This is a genomic window from Bacillus sp. AFS055030 (assembly GCF_002574545.1).
Taxonomy (GTDB): Bacteria; Bacillota; Bacilli; order Bacillales; family Bacillaceae_G; genus Gottfriedia.
The window spans coordinates 109,051-132,763 of the sequence record NZ_NUGT01000017.1 but is presented as its reverse complement, the minus strand read 5'-3'; the positions used below and the strand labels follow the sequence as shown (position 1 = coordinate 132,763).

The 23,713-nt window shown below is 33.5% G+C and carries 24 protein-coding genes and 1 tRNA gene; 1 reads left to right on the top strand and 24 read right to left on the bottom strand.

The window, feature by feature from the left end; translation table 11 throughout:
* Positions 1–160: 160 nt before the first annotated feature.
* The 3 genes from CN925_RS07325 to CN925_RS07320 all read right to left on the bottom strand — a co-directional run bounded on the left by CN925_RS07325 (position 161) and on the right by CN925_RS07320 (position 1,190).
* Positions 161–454 carry a DUF6509 family protein gene (locus CN925_RS07325; protein ID WP_098845600.1) on the bottom strand — a complete coding sequence of 98 codons (294 nt, stop codon included), beginning with the start codon at positions 452–454 and terminating at the stop codon, positions 161–163.
* 309 nt (positions 455–763) lie between these two features.
* A complete protein-coding gene (locus CN925_RS21235; protein WP_180232886.1) occupies positions 764–919 on the bottom strand; it encodes a hypothetical protein in 156 nt (51 codons plus the stop codon).
* Positions 920–1,117: 198 nt separating this feature from the next.
* Positions 1,118–1,190, bottom strand: a tRNA-Arg gene (locus CN925_RS07320).
* Between the two features lie 1,143 nt (positions 1,191–2,333).
* On the opposite strand from CN925_RS07320, the gene clpP reads away from it, so the two are divergent.
* Positions 2,334–2,927, top strand: coding sequence for an ATP-dependent Clp endopeptidase proteolytic subunit ClpP (clpP, locus tag CN925_RS07315; RefSeq protein WP_098845599.1), 594 nt, complete (start codon positions 2,334–2,336; stop codon positions 2,925–2,927).
* A 56-nt stretch (positions 2,928–2,983) separates the two neighbouring features.
* Here the strand turns inward: clpP and CN925_RS07310 are convergent, their stop codons facing one another.
* From CN925_RS07310 to CN925_RS07210, 21 genes are all read right to left on the bottom strand, one after another.
* Positions 2,984–3,244, bottom strand: a complete 261-nt coding sequence (locus CN925_RS07310) for an HPr family phosphocarrier protein (RefSeq protein ID WP_098845598.1) — start codon at positions 3,242–3,244, stop codon at positions 2,984–2,986.
* 21 nt (positions 3,245–3,265) lie between these two features.
* Positions 3,266–4,216 carry a DNA-binding protein WhiA gene (gene whiA, locus CN925_RS07305; RefSeq protein WP_098845597.1) on the bottom strand — a complete coding sequence of 317 codons (951 nt, stop codon included), beginning with the start codon at positions 4,214–4,216 and terminating at the stop codon, positions 3,266–3,268.
* 39 nt (positions 4,217–4,255) lie between these two features.
* On the bottom strand, positions 4,256–5,224 hold the full coding sequence (locus CN925_RS07300; protein ID WP_098845596.1) for a gluconeogenesis factor YvcK family protein: 969 nt from the start codon (positions 5,222–5,224) through the stop codon (positions 4,256–4,258).
* On the bottom strand, positions 5,224–6,108 hold the full coding sequence (gene rapZ, locus CN925_RS07295) for an RNase adapter RapZ (protein ID WP_098845595.1): 885 nt from the start codon (positions 6,106–6,108) through the stop codon (positions 5,224–5,226). Before rapZ ends, CN925_RS07300 begins: the two co-directional genes overlap by 1 nt.
* A 31-nt stretch (positions 6,109–6,139) precedes the next feature.
* Positions 6,140–6,598: an NUDIX hydrolase gene (locus tag CN925_RS07290; protein ID WP_098845594.1), complete on the bottom strand. Its 459-nt coding sequence runs from the start codon at positions 6,596–6,598 to the stop codon at positions 6,140–6,142.
* Positions 6,599–7,082: 484 nt separating this feature from the next.
* Positions 7,083–8,030, bottom strand: a complete 948-nt coding sequence (gene trxB, locus CN925_RS07285; protein ID WP_098845593.1) for a thioredoxin-disulfide reductase — start codon at positions 8,028–8,030, stop codon at positions 7,083–7,085.
* Between the two features lie 266 nt (positions 8,031–8,296).
* Positions 8,297–9,796 (bottom strand): tetratricopeptide repeat protein, encoded by a 1,500-nt coding sequence (locus CN925_RS07280; RefSeq protein WP_098845592.1) that lies wholly within the window; start codon positions 9,794–9,796, stop codon positions 8,297–8,299.
* A gap of 176 nt (positions 9,797–9,972) precedes the next feature.
* A complete protein-coding gene (locus tag CN925_RS07275) occupies positions 9,973–10,473 on the bottom strand; it encodes an acyltransferase (protein WP_098845591.1) in 501 nt (166 codons plus the stop codon).
* A complete protein-coding gene (gene ppaX, locus CN925_RS07270; protein ID WP_098845590.1) occupies positions 10,470–11,117 on the bottom strand; it encodes a pyrophosphatase PpaX in 648 nt (215 codons plus the stop codon). Before ppaX ends, CN925_RS07275 begins: the two co-directional genes overlap by 4 nt.
* Positions 11,118–11,130: 13 nt before the next feature.
* Positions 11,131–12,075 (bottom strand): nucleoside recognition domain-containing protein, encoded by a 945-nt coding sequence (locus tag CN925_RS07265; protein ID WP_098845589.1) that lies wholly within the window; start codon positions 12,073–12,075, stop codon positions 11,131–11,133.
* Between the two features lie 24 nt (positions 12,076–12,099).
* Positions 12,100–12,912, bottom strand: a complete 813-nt coding sequence (gene lgt, locus CN925_RS07260; RefSeq protein ID WP_098845588.1) for a prolipoprotein diacylglyceryl transferase — start codon at positions 12,910–12,912, stop codon at positions 12,100–12,102.
* Between the two features lie 21 nt (positions 12,913–12,933).
* The gene (gene hprK, locus CN925_RS07255; RefSeq protein ID WP_098845587.1) at positions 12,934–13,875 is read right to left on the bottom strand and encodes an HPr(Ser) kinase/phosphatase; all 942 of its coding nucleotides are present in this window, start codon (positions 13,873–13,875) and stop codon (positions 12,934–12,936) included.
* A gap of 272 nt (positions 13,876–14,147) precedes the next feature.
* Entirely contained in the window at positions 14,148–14,522 is a 375-nt protein-coding gene (locus CN925_RS07250; protein WP_098845586.1) for a phage holin family protein, read from the bottom strand.
* Positions 14,523–14,717, bottom strand: a complete 195-nt coding sequence (locus CN925_RS07245) for a PspC domain-containing protein (protein WP_098845585.1) — start codon at positions 14,715–14,717, stop codon at positions 14,523–14,525.
* A 229-nt stretch (positions 14,718–14,946) separates the two neighbouring features.
* Positions 14,947–17,805, bottom strand: coding sequence for an excinuclease ABC subunit UvrA (gene uvrA / locus CN925_RS07240; protein ID WP_098845698.1), 2,859 nt, complete (start codon positions 17,803–17,805; stop codon positions 14,947–14,949).
* A 14-nt stretch (positions 17,806–17,819) separates the two neighbouring features.
* The gene (gene uvrB, locus CN925_RS07235; protein ID WP_098845584.1) at positions 17,820–19,805 is read right to left on the bottom strand and encodes an excinuclease ABC subunit UvrB; all 1,986 of its coding nucleotides are present in this window, start codon (positions 19,803–19,805) and stop codon (positions 17,820–17,822) included.
* Between the two features lie 288 nt (positions 19,806–20,093).
* Positions 20,094–21,362 carry a hypothetical protein gene (locus tag CN925_RS07230; RefSeq protein ID WP_098845583.1) on the bottom strand — a complete coding sequence of 423 codons (1,269 nt, stop codon included), beginning with the start codon at positions 21,360–21,362 and terminating at the stop codon, positions 20,094–20,096.
* Positions 21,363–21,375: 13 nt separating this feature from the next.
* The gene (locus CN925_RS07225) at positions 21,376–22,218 is read right to left on the bottom strand and encodes a hypothetical protein (RefSeq protein WP_098845582.1); all 843 of its coding nucleotides are present in this window, start codon (positions 22,216–22,218) and stop codon (positions 21,376–21,378) included.
* Positions 22,215–22,904 carry an ABC transporter ATP-binding protein gene (locus tag CN925_RS07220; RefSeq protein ID WP_098845581.1) on the bottom strand — a complete coding sequence of 230 codons (690 nt, stop codon included), beginning with the start codon at positions 22,902–22,904 and terminating at the stop codon, positions 22,215–22,217. Before CN925_RS07220 ends, CN925_RS07225 begins: the two co-directional genes overlap by 4 nt.
* Entirely contained in the window at positions 22,905–23,294 is a 390-nt protein-coding gene (locus CN925_RS07215) for a GntR family transcriptional regulator (RefSeq protein ID WP_098845580.1), read from the bottom strand.
* Between the two features lie 214 nt (positions 23,295–23,508).
* Positions 23,509–23,712 (bottom strand): transcriptional regulator, encoded by a 204-nt coding sequence (locus tag CN925_RS07210; protein ID WP_098845579.1) that lies wholly within the window; start codon positions 23,710–23,712, stop codon positions 23,509–23,511.
* Between the last annotated feature and the right edge of the window lies 1 nt (position 23,713).

Sequence of the window (23,713 nt, the reverse complement as noted above, 5' to 3'; positions counted from 1 at the left end):
CAAGGTTTTCAAAACGTAATATTTAGTTAAAATATTAGTGTTTTATAAGTGTGTAGGTACAATTAGTACTGTGTTTACAACGACACAATAGTGTGTTATCAAATTACACAATCTAAACGATTCTCTAAGCTGAAGTGTGTCATTCGATAACACATTAAAATTAATCTTCAACTGTTAAATGAGTTTTACAAAATTCGAATACTTCTTTTTCTTCATCCTCTTCTAAATCAAAGTCTAAATATTGATTCGACTCAGCTTCATACAAGTCATATTTAATTAATTTTGACTCATCACCATTTACTCCAAACAACACTTTTATGTATATACCTTTTTCATTAAATAATTCATCATCCTCTGGTACATCAATATAAAGAATGAACTCATATCGATCACCTTCAATGATACCAAAAGGATCCTTTATTTCTTCTACAGTGTATTCTGCAATCGTTAACACAAAAACATTCCCTTCAATATTAATATGTACTATTATACACAAATGAATGGACAAAAAGAAAGACGCCTGCCGCAGCAGACGTCTTGATGCGTTTGAGGCGAGAAACCGGGCGGCCACATCCGCGCGTTTAGCTTGCGCATATCTCTCGTCTTACTCAAATAAGCTCATCGCAAAGAATAATATAACATATAGTTAGGGAAAAGGATAGAGGTAAAAAATAGAAGGTACGAAAAGAACCGAATAATTTTTATAAATATAAAATTACTCGGCTCTTTTTTTAATAAATTTAAAATGATTTTAAACATGACTTTAGAAACAGAATTTAATGATTATTAAGTCGATGCAGTGTTTCTTCTTTTTAGATGTTGCGTACAGTTTATAAGTCTCTATAAATTTTAATTCTCTTCCTATTTCATCCTTATTGATTTGTGCCATTTCTTCAAGAAACCAAGAATTCATATCCATTTAAATGCCCTCCCTTATTTACTTTAAATATATGACTTTAAGTTAAAGGAACCCATTCTTCATTGGATGGAGTTTTATTACATCTTTAGTTGTAGAGCATTGGTAGGGTTTAAGACTGAGATTCTAATTTTAAGAAAGTAAAAACCGAGTGATCGGTCTGTTATTTTACAGATCTAATCACTCGGTTTATTCTTTTAGCGCGCTCGACAGGATTCGAACCTGCGACACACGGTACCGGAAACCGTTGCTCTATCCCCTGAGCTACGAACGCATTTTTTAATATGTGGGATAAATAAGGATCTTCTTTTTGTCACCCCAATCTCAGCATGTTAACCTCAAGGAGCAGCTCGATTGGTGTGCTGATGTTTCGCTACGATGCTTATTCGGTCGTGCTCTATCCCCTGAGCTACGAACGCATATTTTTTAATATGTGGTTTAAAATAAGGATTTTCTTTCTGTCGCCCCAATCTCAGTAAGCTTATGCAAGGTGTGGCTCGGCAAGTGCGCTCGATGTTGTTGCATGGGTGCTTATTCATTCGTGCTTTATCCCCTGGGCTACGAATGCATATAGGTCTTATGTTTTATTATATCGTTAGAATGTTCTGACCGCAATGATTTAGGTTTCTTTTTGAGTAGGAAAATATTCTTTTATGATCATGATTTTATAGTTTTTTTCCTTTTTTGAGTGACTTGTTGGTACCAGTAAAAGCTTTTTTCTTGAGGCTTTTTAGTCTGCCTTTTCCTTCGTTATCGTTGTCTAGTAAATATTTTAGAATCACTTTTTCATTACCACTAGCTTATTCATTAATAACGAATAGTTTAGTATTTGATTTATTGTCACAATGATCTCCATTTTATTTATTAAATTTTGCTAAAGTTATATTAGGGAGCTTTTCCAAAATAATTGAATAGGAAATTTTCTGAAAAAACTAAAGGAGAAAAAAATTGGGATCTATAAATTTATTAAATTTACTAATAATACTTGGTATTTTAAGTGGTATAGTTTATTTTTGTGTGTTATTAATAAGAAAAATTAAGCAAAAACTTAATCTAAACAAGAAAATATAAATTCATGACGTCCTCTTTTTATGAGGACTTTTTTATTGATTACTTCTATCTTTCTATCGTTCTCATCTTATAAGTAAGCTCTACTTTCTGACCATATAAAATAAGCTGCAATCATTTAGTTCTTAGCTTTTTATCTGATCAAAAGAAAAACTACATAAAGTTACGTTTAATAATAGGAAAAGTCGTTAATGATGTTGAAGTATTAGATAAATAAATATGTTATTAAAGGTCAATATTTATTCGTTAAAATAAACATTAAAATAGCATCTCTTTTATTTGACCTTTTCTGACCTTAAAGGTATTATTGTATTAATCATTCATTTGTTTTAAACAAGGAGGAGAAAAAATGAATTTAATTCCTACAGTTATTGAACAAACAAGTCGTGGTGAGCGTGCGTATGATATCTATTCGCGTCTATTAAAAGACCGCATCATCATGTTAGGTAGCGCAATCGATGATAATGTAGCTAACTCAATTGTTTCACAACTTTTATTTTTAGCAGCAGAAGATCCAGATAAGGATATTTCATTATACATTAATAGTCCAGGAGGAAGTATTACTGCTGGTATGGCTATTTATGATACGATGAACTTTATTAAGCCTCAAGTATCTACAATTTGTATTGGTATGGCGGCTTCAATGGGTGCTTTCTTATTAGCTGCTGGGGAAAAAGGTAAGAGATATGCTCTTCCAAATGCAGAAGTTATGATTCACCAACCATTAGGTGGTGCTCAAGGTCAAGCTACCGAAATTGAAATTGCAGCTAAGCGAATCTTGTTCTTACGCGATAAATTAAACAAAATTCTTGCAGAACGTACTGGTCAACCATTAGATACGATCGAGCGTGATACAGAGCGTGATAACTTTATGACTGCAGACCGTGCATTAGAATACGGATTAATTGATAAAGTAATTTCTAATACTGCAGCTATTAAATAATAATAAAAAACTAGCCGTAATTTTTCGGCTAGTTTTTTTTTAGAAAAAAATTGGAATTATATTATTTCTTCTCCAATAAAGGCCATTACTGCTTCCATTGCTTCAACCTCATCGTCGCCAGTTACAGTAATTACAACCTCTTCCCCGTGTGGTACTGCAAGACTCATAACACCCATAATACTCTTAACGTTTACTTGTTTACCTTTGTAAGCTAATAATACTTCTGAACGAAACCTCGTAGCAACTTGAACAAATTGTGCTGCTGGACGAGCCTGTATTCCAGTTTCTAATAGTACTCTCCCTTTTTTCTCAATCATTTTTTTCTTCCCTCTTAACTTTTATTTTATTTTAATTGGTTCTCCTGCTCTAAGTTTATCAGCTATTTCATCAATTTTACGTAATCGATGATTGATTCCTGATTTACTAATTGCACCGCTAGATACCATTTCACCTAACTCTTTTAATGTTACATCCTCGTACGCTACTCGAAGTTCTGCAATTTCACGTAGCTTTGGCGGTAATATATCTAAACCAACTGAGTTTTGAATATAACGTATATTTTCAATTTGTCTGAAGGCTGCACTGATTGTTTTATTTAAGTTCGCAGTTTCACAATTTACTAGACGATTAACACTGTTTCTCATATCTCTTACAATGCGGATATCTTCAAACCTTAAAAGGGCTGAGTGTGCACCAACAACGTTTAAAAACTCTGTAATTTTTTCTGCTTCTTTTAAGTACGTAATATAGCCCTTACGTCTCTCAAGTGTTTTAGCATTTAAACCGAATTCATTCATTAATCGACAAATCTCTTCTGTATGCTCTTTATATAGTGAAAAAATTTCTAAATGATATGAAGATGTCTCTGGATTATTTACCGAACCACCAGCTAGAAAAGCACCTCTTAAATAGGAGCGTTTACAACATTTCTTAGCAATTAGCTCTTTCGCTATTTCATTCGTGAAGGTAAATCCTTCACCAGTTATATAAAGATCATTTAAAATATGTTTTGCTTCTTCTTTTATTCGAACAATATATACATTGTTCTTTTTAAGACGCATTTTTTTACGAACGAGCAATTCAACGTCCACATCATAAACACGTTTAATTAATACATATATTCTTCTAGCAATAGCTGCATTTTCAGTTACTATATCTACAATAATTTGGCGATTCGCAATTGATAATGAACCATTCATTCGAATTAAAGAGGATAGCTCAGATTTTGAACAACAATCTTTGATCTCAATCGTTGTTAATTCTTTTTTCGTTTCTGATGCAAAGGACATTTGAATCACCCCCTCCTTCTAGCTCTATAGATTTTTTCACTATTCTTTTATTTTTGTCGGGATTAGATCACACAAGATTTCAGCTAATTTTACTGTATCATGCCTAATCACATTATCATCATATTTAACGATCGATTTATGAACAATTTCTAGATTTAAAGATTCAAGCTCATCTAGATCTAGTATTACTTGTTGAGCATGTTCTTCCTTATAAAGTTCTAAAATATTTTTAGGCATTGTGCCTTCATTAACAATAATTGTATCGATAAAACTTGAGTCTAAATGTTTGTATAGAGCTTTTACATGATCACTAGCTGTATAATGTAAAGTTTCTCCAGCTTGGGTCATTACATTACATACATATACTTTTTTAGCTTTTGAATCGACAACAGCATTCCCAATTTTAGTTACTAATAGATTAGGAAGGATACTCGTATATAGGCTACCCGGTCCAATTACAATTAAGTCAGCTCGTTTAATTTCATCAAGCGCCTCTTTTAAAGGTTCCACATTTCCTGGTGCTAAAAATACTCTTTTAATCTTCTTACCAGAATAAGGAATTTTCGATTCCCCTGAAACAATTGTACCGTCTTCTAATTCAGCTTTTAAGACGACACTTTGATTAGCCGCTGGTATAACTTTCCCTCTAACATTTAATACTCTTCTCATTTCAATGATTGCACGATAAAAATCACCTGTAATCGCAGTCATTGCACTTAGCATTAAATTACCTAGAGAATGTCCAGAAAGGTCCCCAGTTGTTGCGAATCGATGCTGGAATAATTCTTCCAACATCGGTTCTACATCTGATAACGCGGCCAGTACATTTCGTACATCACCAGGCGGTGGAATTTTCAACTCATCACGTAATCGTCCAGAGCTACCACCATCATCTGCGACTGTAACGATAGCGGTTATATCAACGGGATGTTTTTTCAACCCACGGACTAAAACAGATAGTCCCGTTCCGCCTCCAATTATTACGATTTTCGAACGCTGACTGACCATTACTTATGACTCCTTTTTTCAACGTCCCTATGGCTAATATTCGTATCATATTGATCCTTATAGTAATTAGCTAAATACTCTGCTAAGGTAACAGAACGATGCTGTCCACCCGTACATCCAATCGCTATGATTAGTTGTCTTTTACCCTCTCTTTTATATTGAGGTAACATAAAACTAATTAAATCAATTAATTTCAACATAAATTCGGTTGTCTCATTAAATTTAAGAACATAAGTAGAAACTTCTTCATCTAAGCCAGTTAAAGGACGCATTGATTCTATATAAAATGGGTTTGGTAAAAATCGTACGTCAAATACTAAATCAGCATCAATTGGTATTCCGTACTTAAAACCGAATGACATAATATTTACTGAAAAACCTTCTTGTTCATTATCTCTAAATTGTTCAATTATTTTTTCTCGTAAAATTTTAGGCTTTAAATCTGAAGTATCATAAATTAATTGCGCACGACCTTTTACATCAGCTAAAAGTGCACGTTCGATCTCAATTCCTTTTAATGGCGATCCCGTTGGAGAAAGTGGATGTGAACGACGAGTTTCTTTGTAGCGAGTGACAAGTGCGGCATTCGTTGCATCTAAAAATAAAATTTGAGGGATGATTGAAGGAGTAGACATTAATTGATCTAACGAACTTCCTAACTGATCAAAAAATTCTCTTCCTCGTAAATCCATAACTAGAGCAACTTTATCTGTTGTATTGTGATCCGGGTCCTTTAATAGCTCTACAAATTTTGGAAGTAGAGCAGGAGGAAGATTGTCAACACAGAAATAACCGATATCCTCTAATGCTTGAACAACAACAGTCTTTCCAGCACCTGACATTCCAGTTATAATAACCATTTTTACATGTGATCTTGTAGGCATTTAATTCAACCCTTTCTATAAATTAGGTTAATTAGGATGGATTCAACCGATATCTTAATAATTCAAAATCTGGAGTATAGACAAAGGTACCATGTAAAATTTCTGTACCTTTTAATAAATAATCGATAATATGATAGTCACCTGCTGCCATAGGAAGATTTTTCACATCATCTATTGCATGCCAGCGAAGAATTCCTTCTTCACACTCATCTTGATTTTCTCCGTCAAACTCGGTAGCCAAAAATGAAAACATCATCCATTCATTCACTACCTTAGCATCTTCTTCTATAATAATCGTAAAAACACCTTTTAATTTTGGGTTTTTTAAGTAAACACCTGTTTCTTCACGATATTCACGAACAACTGCTTCCCTAATGTTTTCACCTGGCTCCATCTTACCGCCGGGTGCAACCCACCAGTTTCTTCTAGGTTTTTGTAGCAGGAGGATATTATTTTCATTTGCCAAAACACAATGTGTAACTCTTTGCATTTCTTATACCTCACTTACAATTTGGACTTGCAGTTGGTTGAAACTGCCCAATCTATATTATACCGTTAAACTAGTCAGACAACAACTTGTTAAGAGTAGGAATTAGGTTAGAAAGGTCTAGGCAATAGGAAAAGATTTTGTGGATTGCAACTATGGTTTTAAGAAGAAAATCGATTACATTCGAAGATAAATAAAGAAAACTCACCGATGATTGACGAGCTTTTTTAGCGAAGACTTAAGGCGTAGTGTACATTTTATTAATTCTTCGTCGATGCACTTCAATCATTCAATGCACAAAAAAAGGGAACATGGACAAGCGCATATCCATGTTCCTATATATTAGGGGGCTCTCTGGTTATTGTCTATATTACAGCAACTATATTTCAGGAGAGTTACATCCTAATTACATATAAGTTTCAGAATATTACAATTTCGTTCACAATTCTAAAACTTACTGTGATCTGTCAGTTTACTTTTATATAGATTAGTTAGTTTTAGATAATTCTTCTTTTAATTCTTCGATATAATGTTGTACTGCTTGAGCAGCAATACTTCCGTCTCCAGTAGCTGTTACAACTTGACGTAAAGTTTTTTCACGAACGTCACCAGCAGCAAAAATACCTGGTACTTTTGTTTCCATTACATCATTTGTTTCGATATATCCATTTTCATTTGTAATCCCTAAACTTACGAATGGTTTCGTTAATGGCAGCATTCCAATATAGATAAATACGCCATCCGTTTTAAAATCAGATTCTTCACCATTTTGAGTATCTACAAGTGTTACACTACTTACTTTACCATCAGTACCGTTTATTTCTTTAATTGTTGAATTCCAAATAAATGAAATCTTTTCATTTGCAAATGCACGGTCTTGAAGAATTTTTTGAGCACGTAATTGATCTCTACGGTGAACGATTGTAACTTTAGAAGCATATCGAGTTAAATATACGCCTTCTTCTACTGCTGAATCTCCGCCACCTACTACTACTAATTCTTTATCTTTAAAGAATGCTCCATCACAAACTGCACAGTAAGAAACACCACGTCCTCCAAGCTCTTGCTCACCTGGAACACCAATTTTTTTGTATTCTGCACCTGTTGCGATAATAATTGCACGTGCTTTGTATTCTTTTTTACCAGCAATAATTGTTTTATATTCTTTACCGTCGATAATTTCTTTAATGTCCCCATAAGCGTATTCAGCACCAAATTTTTTCGCATGATCAAACATTTTATTTGATAAATCTGGACCTAAAATACTATCAAAACCTGGGTAGTTTTCAATTTCTTCAGTATTTGCCATCTGTCCACCTGGAATACCACGTTCCATCATTAATGTAGAAAGGTTTGCACGAGATGTATATACAGCTGCAGTCATTCCTGCAGGACCTGCTCCAATGATAATAACATCATAAATTTTTTCTTCCATTACTTAATCACTCCTTGTACTTAAATGGCTAATTTGCCCAACTTCATTATCTATCACTATCCTAATACGTGACGACATAAAACAACAAATCATATGCTCATGATAAAGAAAACTCGTCGACAAAACGAGCCTTTTAGGAAAAGTCAGAGGTATAGTTTCTCTTTACTTAATTCCTATAATACCCCACGTCGATTACGAATCCTTGCTGCCGATCTGTACTCACCTTAATGTAAAATAAAGAAAGCTTGCATTAACACCATCTGGTATTAAAACAAGCTTCGAATGGCGTTAATGCCTTTATTTAATAAATAGGTAGAGATATTATAGTTTGCTGCAATTTTCTTTTGTGATACACGTTTTGCTTCATTTTCAACAAGATAATGTGTAGCAGCTAATAAAACATCTTCGTCTACAGGTAATTCTTTATATTTTAATGTTAGTTCACAAACAGCGAAGAACCATAATTGAAGATGATTTCGTAGTATAATATAATCTTCTTCCCAAGTTGTCTGTACTTTCTTTGCCCCGTTAATCGCAATATTTAATGATGGATGAGGCTCTAGATAACACATATTATTTAGAAGAACTTGTTCTAATTGTTCATCGAGACCAATATTTTCTAGCGGATTTAAATCTTGAAGGATTGAACTAAACTTTTGTTCATAATAATATTCCTTCATGAAAAAGATTAATCCCCATCTCTCACTATTCGAATTGGAGTATTTCGCTTGGTACTCTGTTTCAGCCATTAATTGTTCGATTTCATTTGATGAATGTTTTTTTTCAGCCCAAGGAGCCAATTCTTCATGATCATCAAATTCACTAGTCATTTCAAAATTCCAAATACGCTCTGCCGTTTCAATTCTTCCAGATTGATAAGCTGCATCACAGAACATATAATAAAACTGTATTTCACGGTCTGGTCGTTCCATGTAAAGTAAATTAAATAACTTATAAGCTTCATCATACTTTTTAAATTGGTAGAAAAGTACACCAAGCTTGTGGCGGTGTTCTTCAGAGATTGGAATAATATTTGATAAGCCCTCTAGATATTGTAGAGCAACTTCTTGTTCATTTAATATTCTTTTTAACATTGTTAAATGAATGAGAGCCGATAAATTACCTGGGTTTTCCTCTAAAACATATTGTAATATTCTCTCAGCTTCTTCAGGATTACCTAAATGAAGCTCTACTAAAGCTAGGTTATTATAAGCTGGCCAAAATTCTTGATACTTATCAACAATAGTAAGTAAAGTTGTTTTAGCTGATTTCCAATCATGATTTGCCAAATAGCTTGTAACACGCTCTTGAAGCACTAATAAATCATCATTAATACTTAAATCATCATCTTCTTCACTATGGATAATATCTAAATAGTCTTCTAGTTCTTCTATTTGCTCTTCATCCGTACCAATTTCTAAATACTTTTGAGCATACAAATTCGCTTTTTGGAACAATCCTAATTCAAAAAATGCAAATGCTAATAAATAGTATACATCCTCATTTGTTGGATATTTATCTAAAATATATTCTAAAATTGTAATTGTAGTTTGATATTGATGTAATGATAAAAGCTTTCTAGAAATATCAATAAGAACTGTTTGATTTTCTTCATTTTCAGCAGCTTTTTTTAAATAATAAATCGCTTGCTCAGAATCGTTACTATTATAAGCTTTCATCCCTTTTTCATAGAAATAATCTTTCGGTAACGAGAACGAAACGACATTATGAAATTGATTTGTTTGATTCCCCAAATTTTCTGACATTCGATCCTCCAGTTTTTAAAAGCTTATCACAGTATATCACATAAAAAGAGGAAATAGTCGCCGTCCAAATTATAAGAAATTTTAAACGAACGTACAATTTCCACATTATCTAAATAAGTTGTCAAAGTATTATTCTAACCGAAACAAAACCTATTGAAAACTACTTTTTTCAATCTTTAAATAGTCGTTTCGTTTTGAGGTAATGATATAATAACCATAGGATTACCTCCAACGAATGCACCAGCTGGAACATCCTTGTTGACGAGTGTTGCAGCCGAAACTTTTGCACCATCACCAATTGTCACACCCGGCAGGATTGTCGTATTTGCACCAACTAACACATTATTACCAATAATGACTTCTCCTAATCGGTATTCATTAATTAAATATTCATGCGCCAAGATTGTTGTATTATAGCCAATAATCGAATTCCTACCAACTGAAATTAATTCTGGAAACATTAAATCAGGCGTTACTTTAAACGCAAAAGATGTATACTCTCCTACTTTCATTCCGATAAGAGTCCTATACATCCAGTTTTTCAGTTTAAAGAAGGGGATATATCGAGCTATTTCAATGACAATGACATTCCGAAATGTTTTCCAAAATGAAACCGTCTTGTACACTTGCCATAGTGAATTTTCACCTTCAATTAGGTATCGCTTGGTTTTCCTCACTTTTCATCAATTCCTAAGATTGGTAAGATATCGCTCATCTTTTCAAGCATATAATCAGGTTTAAAAGTAGCTAAAAATTCTTTTCCTTTTAGCGACCAAGCAACACCTGCTGTTTTCGTTCCAGCGTTTTGACCACCTTCAATATCATGGTAATTATCGCCCACCATTAAACACTCTTCAGGAATCGAATTTAATTTTTTAAGAGCTAATTGGATTGGTTCTGGATGTGGCTTTGCATTTTGAACGTCATCAATTGTGATAACCGTATCAAAGAATTGCTTTAACCGACTAAAACTTAAGCCCATTTCAACAACATTTCGTGCTTTCGTTGTTACAATCCCAATTTTATAGCCTAATTTGTGTAAAGTTTCAATCGTCTCATAAACTGTTTCATACTCCTCAACAAACTCATCATGCATCTCCATATTAAAACGGCGATATTCCGTGATGAACTCGTCCACTCTTTCTGGATCTATTGAAGAGAATGATTCAGTTAAAGTTGGACCCATAAAAGGAATAACATGTTCACGTTTGTATTGTTCAGGATAATATTTATTCAATGTATGCAAGAATGAAGCAATGATTAATTCATTTGTATTGATTAAAGTACCATCTAAATCAAATAATATCGTATTTATTTTCATAAGAATTTCCTTTCTATTTCACTTCAGCTTTTAAACTTGATTCAGCGTTTCTACCTACTCTTCCGACGATTCTTGCAACTATACAAGTAACAACTAACGCGACAAAGAAACGAATTAAAAATAAGTATAAAACTGGAATCCCTAAAGGAATAAAGAGAAGTGTATCTTCTACTACAGCATGACAAGCTACTAAAAATAAAAAAACAAGATATAAATCACGTTTCGAAACCCCATCTTCTTTAACCGCTTGAATCATAACGCCTGCTCCAAAAGCTAACCCAAAAAACAATCCCGCAGCTAATGTAACCCCAGCCTTTGCTTCAACACCGATTAATTTGGTAAACGGAGATAATGCTTTTGTTATATAATTCATCCAGCCATAATCTTTTGCAATTTGAATTACTAACATTAATGGAAAAACAATTTTAACAAGGTTTAAAATACCCATTAATGACGAAATGATTGCAGTATATACGATCTCCCATCCTGACTGGTTAACACTTTCTGCAACTGCAATGCCTTTATGAACGATTTCAGTCCCACCAGACCAAAAGAAATGAATACAAATAGCAGATATAATTGCAAATCCTATCCTAACTAAAACAACAAAAGATGCTCGAACCCCTACAGCAGTTGCTACTGTCGTTTCAACAAATAGATTATGAGAAAAACTTAACATAACTGCAAGGATCAATGCTTCCTTAACAGTTAAATCCATCGGTAGCATTGCCCCAAGGGCTGCATATAGATTTAAAACATTTCCTAGCACTAATACTAATGCTGCATCTCCCTTTAAACCGATAAAACTCATTAGTGGTTCAAGAAGAGTAACAAACCAGTCCATAAGTGCAGTTTCTTTAATAATCGTTAAAATGAAAGAAATAGGGAAAATGATTTTCCCTATTTTCCAAGAAGTTTGTAAACCAACTAGTAACCCTCTCTTTAAAGTCTCAAACATGCTTCCCACTCCTGTTTAACAAACTTATGCGTCTAAATAACGTTCATTCGATAACCCTTTAACTCTTCGATAAACAAGAATGATAATTGATAGAACAATAATTACGACTGAAATAAATTGAGCCATTCTAATTGTATTTGTTAACATCAAACTATCTGTTCTTAAGCCTTCAATAAAGAAACGACCAACTGAATACCAAATTAAATACGTTAAAAACATTTCACCACGTCTAAGATTCACTCTTCTTAAAATTAGTAGGAAGATAATCCCTAGTAAACTCCATAATGATTCATATAAAAACGTTGGATGATAATACGTTCCATCGATATACATTTGATTAATAATCCAAGTAGGTAGATGGAGACTTTCTAAAAATGATCTAGTTACTGGACCACCATGTGCCTCTTGGTTCATGAAGTTCCCCCAACGCCCAAGCATTTGGCCTACTAAAATACTTGGTGCTGCGATATCTGCAAGCTTCCAAAATGAAATGCCTCGTTTCTTCGTAAAGAAGTAACTAGCAATAAAAGCTCCAATTAATCCACCGTGAATAGCTAATCCACCATGCCAAATGGCCGGTATTTCACTAACATGCGTAGAGTAATAGCTCCACTCAAAGAGTACATAATAAATTCTAGCCCCTATAATAGCGGATGGTAAAGCTACTAAAATAAGATCCAAAAATGTATCATCAGGTATTCCACGTCGTTTACTTTCGCGAATTGCCAACCATAAACCTAATATAACACCTAAACCGATCAATACCCCATACCACTTTATCGAAAGAGGACCTAAGTGTAAAAATACTTTATCTAATGGCTGAATATTTGACTCCATTTAAATTTCCCCACTTTTTCATTAAATTAAATCACTAACGCTATTACCGCCTTGAATTACTTTCTCTAGACGATCTGCAAATTGCTGTGCAGCATTTACCCCCATATTTTTCAAACGGAAGTTCATCGCTGCTACCTCAATAATAACAGCTAAATTTCGACCTGGTCGAACAGGCAAAGTAATTTTCGAAATATCTGTATCTAATATTTTAAGTTTTTCATCGTCTAAGCCTACCCGATCGTAAACCTTTTGAGAGTCCCACGTCTCTAAATCGATATTCAACGTAATACGCTTGTAGTTACGGACAGATCCCGCTCCGAAAAGAGTCATAACATTAATAATTCCTAATCCACGAATTTCCAATAAATGCTCAATTAATTCAGGAGATGAACCAATCAGCGTATCTTCATCAGTTTGACGAATCTCTACTGAATCATCTGCTACTAAACGATGACCACGTTTTACTAACTCTAAGGCCGTTTCACTTTTACCTACTCCACTTTTTCCAGTAATTAATACACCTACACCATAAATATCAACTAGTACACCGTGTAATGCTGTAGTTGGAGCAAGTTTAGCCTCTAGATAACTAGTAAGTCTGCTGTACATTGTAGTTGTTTTACTGTTTGAGAGTAAAATAGGTACTCCAGTTTCGTCACCCGCTTCAATTAATTCGGGCGGAATTTCTAAACCACGCGTCACGATAATACAAGGCGTATCATCTGCACAAAGCTTTCTTAATCGATTATGTTTTTCTTCGTCAGTTAAACTATGATAAAAAGTTAATTCTGTTTTCCCTAATATTTGTACTCGATCAGATGGATAGTATGTAAAAAAACCTGCAACCTCTATACCTGGACGAGATAAGTCAGTCGTGTTAATCGAACGATTCAAACCCGCACTTCCACTAATGACCTCTAATTTAAAATACTCTACTAGATTCTTTGTACGTAATTTAGCCATACAAGCCTCCTAAGGATTAATAATTATGTATTATCTTTCATATTGTACCATTTTTAAACTTTGTGGGAAAATGTCGCCAAGCCACTAACTGCAATAAAACGATTAAAAATCATTAATGGATCAACGGGATTTAGAGACTATACAATCAGTTTTGGCATGATAGCAATGATGAGCAGTCATTAACAAAGGTGTTCACATAATGTTCGAATATCGAATATCCATTAAATAAAAAAAGACTCTCAAAAGTATTTTACTTAAGAGATGCCTCTTTTTTACCGATTACTATGCTTTTTTTTGTCCTTTGAACCGAACACGAAATATTGAATTAACATACTGAATGTACTAATTAGAATCGATGCGATAATAGCAGTTCCGAATCCATTTACTCGTAAGGCATCCCCTAATAAATAATCCGTCATTTCTAGCGTAAATGCATTAATAATAAACAGGAATAATCCCATTGTAAAAACGGTTACAGGTAACGTTATTAAAATTAAGATCGGGCGAATAATTGTATTTAAAATCGATAACACCAACGCAGCAATGATAGCCGTTGGAATATTTTTTACATAAAAATCTGGTTGCAGAAATCCTGCTACTACAATAAAAACTAAGCTATTAATAGCTAATGAAAATAACCATCTCATTTAATTGACTTCACCTTCTTCTGGAACAACAAATATCCAAATTAAATACACAAATAGTAGCGATCCAAATCCTACGAAGAATAATATAACAAACAGTAAACGGATTAATGTACTGTCCATCTTAAAATACTTACCCAATCCACCACATACACCTGCAAGCATAGAATCTTTAGAAGATCGATATAATTTTTTCAAAAAAAATCTCCTCTCTATCGATACGCCATCATTTTTTTAACATTACTTATTTTCTATTTTATTATTTATTCTATGTTAAAACATTAAAGAAATGTGGACTACTTTTCAAGCAAAAGCAATTATGAATACGTAAACGTAACTCCAAATAAAAACAAATACAAAGAAAAGGAGTTTAGGTCCTATTCTTTGTATCTCTCTTTTACTATTTCTTAGTCTATCTATTTTAAGATTAAGATTCCATCAAAGCTAATCTTTTTTCCATTCTAGCTTTGTCACGTTCTAATACAGCTTTTAAATACTTACCTGTATGAGACGCTTCAACTTTACATAGTTTCTCTGGTGTACCGGTTGCTACGATGGTACCACCTTTGTCTCCACCTTCTGGTCCTAGATCGATGAGATAGTCGGCTGCTTTAATAACATCTAAGTTATGTTCAATTACAAGCACAGTATCTCCATTATCTACTAGTCTTTGTAAAACAACTAATAATCGTGCAATATCATCAACATGAAGTCCTGTAGTAGGTTCATCTAATATATATAAAGTTCTTCCATTCGTACGTTTATGAAGCTCAGAAGCTAGTTTAACACGCTGTGCTTCTCCACCAGATAAAGTCGTAGCAGGTTGACCTAATGTAATATAACCTAAACCTACATCAAATAACGTTTGGAGTTTACGTTTAATCTTAGGGATATTTTCAAAGAATGATACTGCATCCTCTACTGTCATATTTAAAACTTCAGAAATCGATTTATCTTTATACTTAACTTCTAAAGTTTCTCGATTATATCGTTTACCATGACAAACCTCACATGGTACGTAAACATCTGGTAAGAAATGCATTTCGATTTTAATAATTCCATCGCCTCGGCACGCTTCACATCTACCACCTTTAACGTTGAAGCTAAAACGACCTTTCTTATAACCGCGCACTTTTGACTCATTTGTAGCGGCGTATACATCTCGAATATCATCAAATACACCAGTATAAGTAGCTGGATTTGAACGAGGGGTACGACCAATTGGTGATTGATCAATATCAATAACCTTCTCCAATTGATCAATCCCTTTAATTTCTTTATGCTCTCCAGGACGAACTTTCGAGCCATTTAATTTTTGAGCTAATGATTTATATAAAATCTCATTAATTAATGTACTTTTCCCTGATCCTGATACACCTGTTACTGCAACAAATGTACCTAACGGGAATGAGGCTGATACATTTTTTAAATTGTTTTCTTTTGCTCCAACAATTTTAATTTCACGTCCATCGCCTTTTCTACGCTCAAGCGGTACAGGAATAAACTTCTCACCCGATAAGTACTTCCCTGTTAATGAATTTTGATCATTCATCACTTCATTTGGCGTTCCTTGTGAAATGACCTGTCCACCGTGAATTCCAGCACCCGGTCCGATATCAATTAAATAATCTGCAGCTAACATTGTATCTTCATCATGTTCGACAACAATTAATGTATTTCCAATGTCTCTCATATTTAACAAAGTTGAGATTAAACGATCATTATCACGTTGGTGTAATCCAATTGATGGCTCATCCAAAATATATAAAACCCCGGTTAATCTCGAACCAATTTGCGTTGCCAAACGAATCCTTTGAGCTTCTCCACCAGATAATGTACCAGCAGCTCGGTTCAATGTTAAATAATCTAAACCTACATTTACTAAAAAGCCTAAACGCTCTCTAATTTCTCGAAGGATTAGATTTGCTATTTTTTCTTGTTTTGGCGTTAATTCAAGTGTACCAAAGAACTCAAATGCTTCTTTAACTGACATTTTTGTTACTTCACCGACGTGCAATCCACCAATAAATACTGCAAGAGCCTCTTTTCTTAGACGATGCCCTTTACAAGTTGGACAATGTTGTTGAGCCATGTATTTTTCCATTTGTTCACGAATAAAATCGGAAGATGTTTCTTTAAAACGTCTTTCTACATTCGAAATAACACCCTCAAATTCAATCATTGCTTCACGAACATGCCCTTGCTCGTTATCATATTTAAAATAAATTTGTTCACCATTACTACCATAAAGAATTTTGTCTTGGAGATCTTTTGGTATGTCCTTAAATGGAATATTCATATCAATTCCATAATGATTACATACACTTTCTAGTAATTGAGGATAATACATTGAGCTAATTGATTCCCAAGGTGCTATAGCATTTTCTTTAAGTGTCAATTCATCATTTGGGATGACTAAGTTTAAGTCTACTTCTAATTTCGTTCCTAAACCATCACATGAATGACAAGCTCCAAAAGGGCTGTTAAACGAAAACATGCGTGGTTCTAATTCCCCAATTGAGAAACCACACAGAGGACATGCATGATGCTCACTAAAAAGTAATTCTTCTTCACCTATTACATCAATGATCACTCGACCTTCTCCTAATTTTAATGCTGTTTCAAGAGAATCAGCTAGTCGAGATGCTACACCATCTTTTACAACAATACGGTCAATTACAACTTCAATTGAATGCTTCTTATTTTTCTCTAATTCAATTTCATCAGAAACATCAAATAACTCACCATCAACACGAACGCGAACGAACCCTTGTTTTTTAATTTCTTCAAATACTTTTACATGTGTCCCTTTACGACCAGATACTACTGGAGCAAGCACTTGAATTTTTGTTCGTTCAGGATACTCCATTACACGATCGACCATTTGTTCAACTGTTTGAGAAGAAATTTCGATACCATGATTTGGACAAATTGGCGTTCCAATACGAGCATAAAGAAGTCGTAGATAGTCGTAAATCTCTGTTACAGTACCAACTGTCGAACGAGGATTTCGGCTAGTCGTTTTTTGATCAATTGAAATTGCAGGTGAAAGTCCTTCAATCGAATCAACATCCGGTTTATCCATTTGACCTAAAAATTGACGAGCATACGCAGATAATGATTCTACATATCTGCGTTGACCTTCTGCATAAATCGTATCAAAAGCTAGAGACGACTTACCTGAACCCGATAAACCAGTCACTACTACTAATTGATTACGCGGGATCGTAACATCGATATTTTTTAAGTTATGCGCTCTGGCCCCTTTTATAATTATTTCATTCATACTTTTCAAGTTCTTCACCTCTCAGACTTCAATTCTAATATTAAGTCACGAAGTTCTGTTGCTCGCTCAAAATCAAGCGCCTTCGCTGCGTCCTTCATTTCCATTTCAATTGATTGAATAAATAAATGACGTTCTTTTTTGTTCATTTTCTTATATTTAGCACTAATACCGTTTTCATAAACTTCTTCTTCTTCAGCTACAGAAGTTGCTCGAATCACGTCACGTACTTGCTTAATAATCGTTTTAGGCGTAATTCCATGTTTTTTGTTATATTCTTCCTGAATCTGGCGACGACGTTTTGTTTCATTAATAGCAATTTCCATCGAATTCGTCATTTTATCAGCATACATAATAACATGACCATTTGAATTCCTTGCAGCTCGACCAATTGTTTGTATTAATGAACGTTCAGATCGTAAAAATCCTTCTTTATCTGCATCTAATATGACGACTAATGAAACTTCAGGAATATCGATCCCTTCACGTAAAAGGTTAATACCAATTAATACATCATATTTTCCTAAACGAAGATCGCGAATAATTTCAATTCGTTCAAGCGTTTTAATTTCAGAATGTAAATAATTAACTTTAATTCCGATTTCTTTCAAATAATCCGTTAAATCTTCAGACATTTTCTTCGTTAAAGTAGTAATTAGTACTCTCTCATTTTTGGCAATGCGATTACGAACTTCGTCAATCAGATCGTCAATTTGACCTTCAATCGGACGGACATCTATCGTCGGATCAAGTAGACCTGTTGGACGAATAATTTGCTCTACCTTCTCAGGACACAGCTCTAACTCATATGGTCCTGGCGTAGCAGTTACGTAAATAGTTTGTTGAACCTTTTCCTCAAATTCAACAAACTTCAATGGTCGATTATCCAATGCTGAAGGCAGACGGAATCCATGATCTACTAATACTTGCTTTCTTGCTTGGTCACCGTTAAACATTCCTCGAATTTGTGGAACTGTAACATGTGACTCGTCAATCACCATTAAGAAGTCTTCTGGAAAATAGTCTAATAATGTATAAGGCGTAGAACCTGGTGGTCTCAGCGTCAGATGACGAGAATAGTTTTCAATTCCTGAACAAAATCCCATCTCGTTCATCATTTCTAAATCATATCTAGTACGCTGCTCAAGTCTTTGAGCTTCTAGTAACTTACCGTTATCCCTCAATTCCTTTAATCGTTCTTCAAGCTCAACTTCTATATTTTTAATAGCAATTTTCATTTTTTCTTCACGTGTAACGAAGTGGGAAGCCGGGAAAATTGCAACGTGTTCACGGTCACCTAAAATTTCACCTGTTAATGCATCCACTTCTCTAATTCTCTCAATTTCATCACCAAAAAATTCCACACGAATACAGTGCTCATCACGTGATGCTGGGAATATTTCAACAACATCTCCACGAACTCGGAATGTACCACGTGAGAAGTCAATATCATTACGCGCATACTGAATATCTACTAACTTATGTAATAGGTCGTCTCTACTAATTTCCATTCCAGTACGAAGAGAACAAACTAATTCACGATATTCTTCAGGAGAACCTAAACCGTAAATACAAGAAACACTCGCTACAATAATGACATCCTTACGTTCAAAAAGGGAGGAAGTCGCAGAGTGGCGTAATTTATCAATTTCATCATTAATACTTGAATCTTTTTCAATATAAGTATCCGTCTGAGGTACATAAGCTTCTGGTTGAAAATAATCATAATAACTAACGAAATACTCAACTGCATTATTAGGAAAGAACTCTTTTAATTCACTATATAATTGCCCTGCTAATGTTTTATTGTGAGCAAATACTAATGTAGGTTTTCCTACTTCTTTAATTACATTTGAAATAGTAAACGTTTTTCCCGTTCCTGTTGCACCTAATAAAACTTGATGCTTTTTACCATTTCTAATTCCTTCAACTAACTGCTTAATCGCATTTGGTTGGTCACCTTGAGGTGAATAATTAGAAACTACCTCGAATTCCCGCTCCATCTTCCCCGCCTCCATTTCCAAAACATACCTATCCTTCTATTTTACCACAAATTTTCAAAAATCAATCAAAAACAGAACAAATGTACTTTAAAATTTAATCATCTTTACATAATATCGATGTTCTAGTACGAAATCAAGTTACCAAACTAGAACGTACATTCCTCAACTTAAGTATGAGATAAAGAAAAAAGAACAGGAATAAAGAAAGAAAAAGTCATAGGTAAAGATTTTATAAGTTTTATAAAACCCTTTCCCTATAACCAATCTCTTCTCTTTTTCCTGTCCTACTTATTCAACCTGAAAATCATAAATTTGTAATTTTTTTAATGCTTTACTAGCATTCCCTTTACTATTCTTCACTTCAATCTGACCTTCGAAAACACTTTGTCCACTTGTTAAATCGGCAATAATCAAACCTTTATTTAACTTTCCAGAATTCTCATTGTTATTCGTAATTGCGTATAGCTTTTCGTCAATAATTTTATAATTTGAAACATTATTTGTATTTATTTTAGAAAGATGAACTGGCTCACCTTCAATTTTTCTATTGTTTAGATTATAGATTAATACTGAAGTATCTTTATCATCGCTCTTTATAAAATACAATTTATCTTTATCTAAGATTATATTACTCTCCTCTAATTCTTTTTTCTGTTCATTCGATAAGTTTAAAGTTTCTTCTTTATCAGTTTCTAAATTAAACACGATTATTTCATTACTTATTTCTTCAGTTATTGTTTCTCCATTTGTTTGAACTGTATCTTTTAGTTTTGCCTTTCGATAAACATTAAATTTAGAAGGAATCGTTTGATCTGATTCTGATATGAAATTTTGTATATCAATACGCGTGTGCGTTTTTTGGTCGTTGGATGATTTATTAATCACTTTACGTTCAACAATTTTCTTTTGGTTTACATTAATTCGATACATAACTAGTTCAGTTTGTTCGTTATTAGCATCAGAATTTGTAATATTATTTATCGTTTTATTTTGATAAGTGATGACAACTAACTCTTTACCGACTAATTGTACATCCTCTACATTTATATATGAGTAATTTTCTTCACCTGGGATATCAATTTTAAATTTATAACGATCTTTATTTTGAAGGTCTAGCCCATCTATATACATTTTAAAATGATTATTTTGATGTTCATACGTACCTCCCATCTTTCCACCTTTTACCTCAGCATGCCATGCATAATCTTTATCGATATAAAATTGAGAAGAAGAAAATTTTCCGCGCATAAAATTTCTTTCATTCTTTTTCAACTCATTTAATTTCTTTAAATCATAGTAATTACGATCAAGTTCACTAAAGATTGAATTATTATCTTTATATTCACTACCGTCAGTCGTAATACTTAAACTTCTACCACCTTCTTGACCATATCCACCGGTAATAATTAAATTTTTAACGTATTTCGAGTCACCATTTTCACTTTTTAAGTAAAATTTAGGTAATTTACTTTCCGACATGGCTACTTTCGTAAAAAACGTACCTAGACTGATCATCGTGACAACAGCTATTACTGCCAAATTACGATATCGCTTCATACTAAACTCCTCCTTACACCGATACTTTGTTTTTTAATAAATACCTACTAAATAAGATTGAAACTGTAATGATGATAATAAAAAAGCCTATTTCCATATAAATGACTTCACTTGGATAAAACGAGAAATCATTTCTAAAAATGAAAGATTCAATCATCATTGGTGAAGCAAGTAAAATGACAATTGCAACTCCGTATAAAACAGCAAATAAAATGCCTTTCCAACGATAACTACGTTCCAATAGGATGAATGTGAACAGAACTAACACTAGCCCTATTCCAATCACATACCTAAGAATGAAATCTACAAAGTTACTTGGTAAAACCATCGCAAAAATATTAGGTTGCATAAAAAGATCAACTGTACTCATTTTTCCTAATAGTTCACTCGGAATAATATTTTGGAATACGTTTATTTCGATTGGTAAAAGTATTAGTTGAAAAGCCAATAAACTCAACACCATAATTAATATCGTAGTCGCTTTAGCAAAGTAAATTGTCATTCTCGAAGTTGGTAGCATAAACAAACGGTAAATAAACGTATTTTTTCCAAAGTAATCTCTGTACCAAATGATAAAAACATAGAACATCATTAAAGCGATACATATAACAATTGGACCAATAAATAAAGAATGATTAGCCACTTTGTTAAAATTTAGTAAACCGTTTGAAGTGATAAATTCCTTGGTTGCCTTTACAGAACTAGCATAATTTGCCTCATTAGCCATTTCCATATAGCTGGACTTTACTACAAATATACTTACAAACTGTGAAATAGCTACTAAAATGAGTAACGCTATATATAATTTAAAAAGTCGATTAACCTCAAAATTAACTAGTTTTAAATATCGATTCAAGACTCATACACCTCTCTCATTACATCCATCACTGATTTACCTTCTTCTAAACGTATTTCTTCTGTATAAAACTCTTTTAAAATTTCACCATTATCTAATAAAACAACCTTATCGATTAAATGCTCAATATCACTAATTTCATGCGTAGTGATAATCACGCCTCGATCCTCAATTAAGTGACTCGTAAACACTTTTGCTATTTGCTCTCTACTAAACATATCGATACCAGAAAAAGGTTCATCCATTAGAACGTAATCAACATCTAGGCCTAATCCAAACAGTAAATTTGCTTTTGCAGCATTACCTTTTGAAAGTTCACCTAATTTTTCGTCTTCCTTTAAACGGAAAAATCCAAGTAACTCTTTTGCACGCTCTGGATTCCATTTCACATAAAAATCCTTCATAAACTGCATTGCTTCTCCAACTGTATAACTAGGTAGCATTGTCATTGTATCTGGAATAAACGTAATATTTTCGTACATTGTATGATTCATTTTTTTATCATCTATTAATATTTCACCGCGATCGATCGGCGTAATCCCCATAATTGCCTTCATTGTGGTAGACTTACCGACACCGTTAATCCCAATTAAGCAAGTGATTTCTCCTTTATTTGCAGTGAAAGAAATATCACGTAAAACATTTTTCCGACCATATTTTTTTGAAACATTCTTTACTTGTATCATTTATACCTCCCCTTTCTCTTCTTTTATCTTTTGTTCATAGTTTTGTTTGACCATTGTAAGTAACTCTTCTACTGGAACATTGATCACTTTAATTGAATCGATAAATTCGTTTACAGCTTCCATAATCAATTCATTTCGTACACCATTTAACACTTTTATGTCAGTCGTAATCTTACTAGGGAAATTTCGTTCAGTCGTAATCAATCCTTGTTCCTCCATTTCCTTGTATGCTTTTTGTACAGTATTTGGATTTATATTAAATTGAACAGCCAATTCTCTTCTTGATGGTATTTCTTGCCCTGCTTCTAATAGTCTTTTCGCAATTTGTTGTTTAAAATGCCTAACGACTTGTAGATAAACTGGTTCCCGGTTATTCACTATAAATTCCATCAATCCACCTCCTCGCCTTTTTTACGATCTTCGTAGTATGTGTGTGTACTACTTAGTTCATACACTTAACACATAATGATGTGTATTACTCAAATAATACACCTTATATGTGTACTATACATGTAGTACACCAAAAATGTCAAACATAAATATTTAAAAAAATACTAGACTAAAATTGAACCGTTCCAATTAGTCTAGTATTTCAACACAATTCTTAATTTAGTTTTTTTCGATCTTTTCGAACGACTAAAAAGTAAAAGAAAACACTAGGCCAAGGGAACTGAATCATTCCTAACAGCCCCCATAACCAGGCTGAACGATTTCTCTTTTTAGCGTTTATAAACAGTGTAATACTTTGAGTTATTAAAATAATAAAGACTAAAACTAATATGATAATATTTTCTGTTGTCCACTCCACT

Excerpts from the sequence above, each read along its gene's own strand:
- CN925_RS21235 (WP_180232886.1), bottom strand. The coding sequence starts at position 919 with ATGGATATGAATTCTTGGTTTCTTGAAGAAATGGCACAAATCAATAAG.
- clpP (WP_098845599.1), top strand. The coding sequence starts at position 2,334 with ATGAATTTAATTCCTACAGTTATTGAACAAACAAGTCGTGGTGAGCGT.
- CN925_RS07310 (WP_098845598.1), bottom strand. The coding sequence starts at position 3,244 with ATGATTGAGAAAAAAGGGAGAGTACTATTAGAAACTGGAATACAGGCT.
- whiA (WP_098845597.1), bottom strand. The coding sequence starts at position 4,216 with ATGTCCTTTGCATCAGAAACGAAAAAAGAATTAACAACGATTGAGATC.
- CN925_RS07300 (WP_098845596.1), bottom strand. The coding sequence starts at position 5,224 with ATGGTCAGTCAGCGTTCGAAAATCGTAATAATTGGAGGCGGAACGGGA.
- rapZ (WP_098845595.1), bottom strand. The coding sequence starts at position 6,108 with ATGCCTACAAGATCACATGTAAAAATGGTTATTATAACTGGAATGTCA.
- CN925_RS07290 (WP_098845594.1), bottom strand. The coding sequence starts at position 6,598 with ATGCAAAGAGTTACACATTGTGTTTTGGCAAATGAAAATAATATCCTC.
- trxB (WP_098845593.1), bottom strand. The coding sequence starts at position 8,030 with ATGGAAGAAAAAATTTATGATGTTATTATCATTGGAGCAGGTCCTGCA.
- CN925_RS07280 (WP_098845592.1), bottom strand. The coding sequence starts at position 9,796 with ATGTCAGAAAATTTGGGGAATCAAACAAATCAATTTCATAATGTCGTT.
- ppaX (WP_098845590.1), bottom strand. The coding sequence starts at position 11,117 with ATGAAAATAAATACGATATTATTTGATTTAGATGGTACTTTAATCAAT.
- CN925_RS07265 (WP_098845589.1), bottom strand. The coding sequence starts at position 12,075 with ATGTTTGAGACTTTAAAGAGAGGGTTACTAGTTGGTTTACAAACTTCT.
- lgt (WP_098845588.1), bottom strand. The coding sequence starts at position 12,912 with ATGGAGTCAAATATTCAGCCATTAGATAAAGTATTTTTACACTTAGGT.
- hprK (WP_098845587.1), bottom strand. The coding sequence starts at position 13,875 with ATGGCTAAATTACGTACAAAGAATCTAGTAGAGTATTTTAAATTAGAG.
- CN925_RS07250 (WP_098845586.1), bottom strand. The coding sequence starts at position 14,522 with ATGAGATGGTTATTTTCATTAGCTATTAATAGCTTAGTTTTTATTGTA.
- uvrA (WP_098845698.1), bottom strand. The coding sequence starts at position 17,805 with ATGAATGAAATAATTATAAAAGGGGCCAGAGCGCATAACTTAAAAAAT.
- uvrB (WP_098845584.1), bottom strand. The coding sequence starts at position 19,805 with ATGGAGCGGGAATTCGAGGTAGTTTCTAATTATTCACCTCAAGGTGAC.
- CN925_RS07230 (WP_098845583.1), bottom strand. The coding sequence starts at position 21,362 with ATGAAGCGATATCGTAATTTGGCAGTAATAGCTGTTGTCACGATGATC.
- CN925_RS07220 (WP_098845581.1), bottom strand. The coding sequence starts at position 22,904 with ATGATACAAGTAAAGAATGTTTCAAAAAAATATGGTCGGAAAAATGTT.
- CN925_RS07215 (WP_098845580.1), bottom strand. The coding sequence starts at position 23,294 with ATGGAATTTATAGTGAATAACCGGGAACCAGTTTATCTACAAGTCGTT.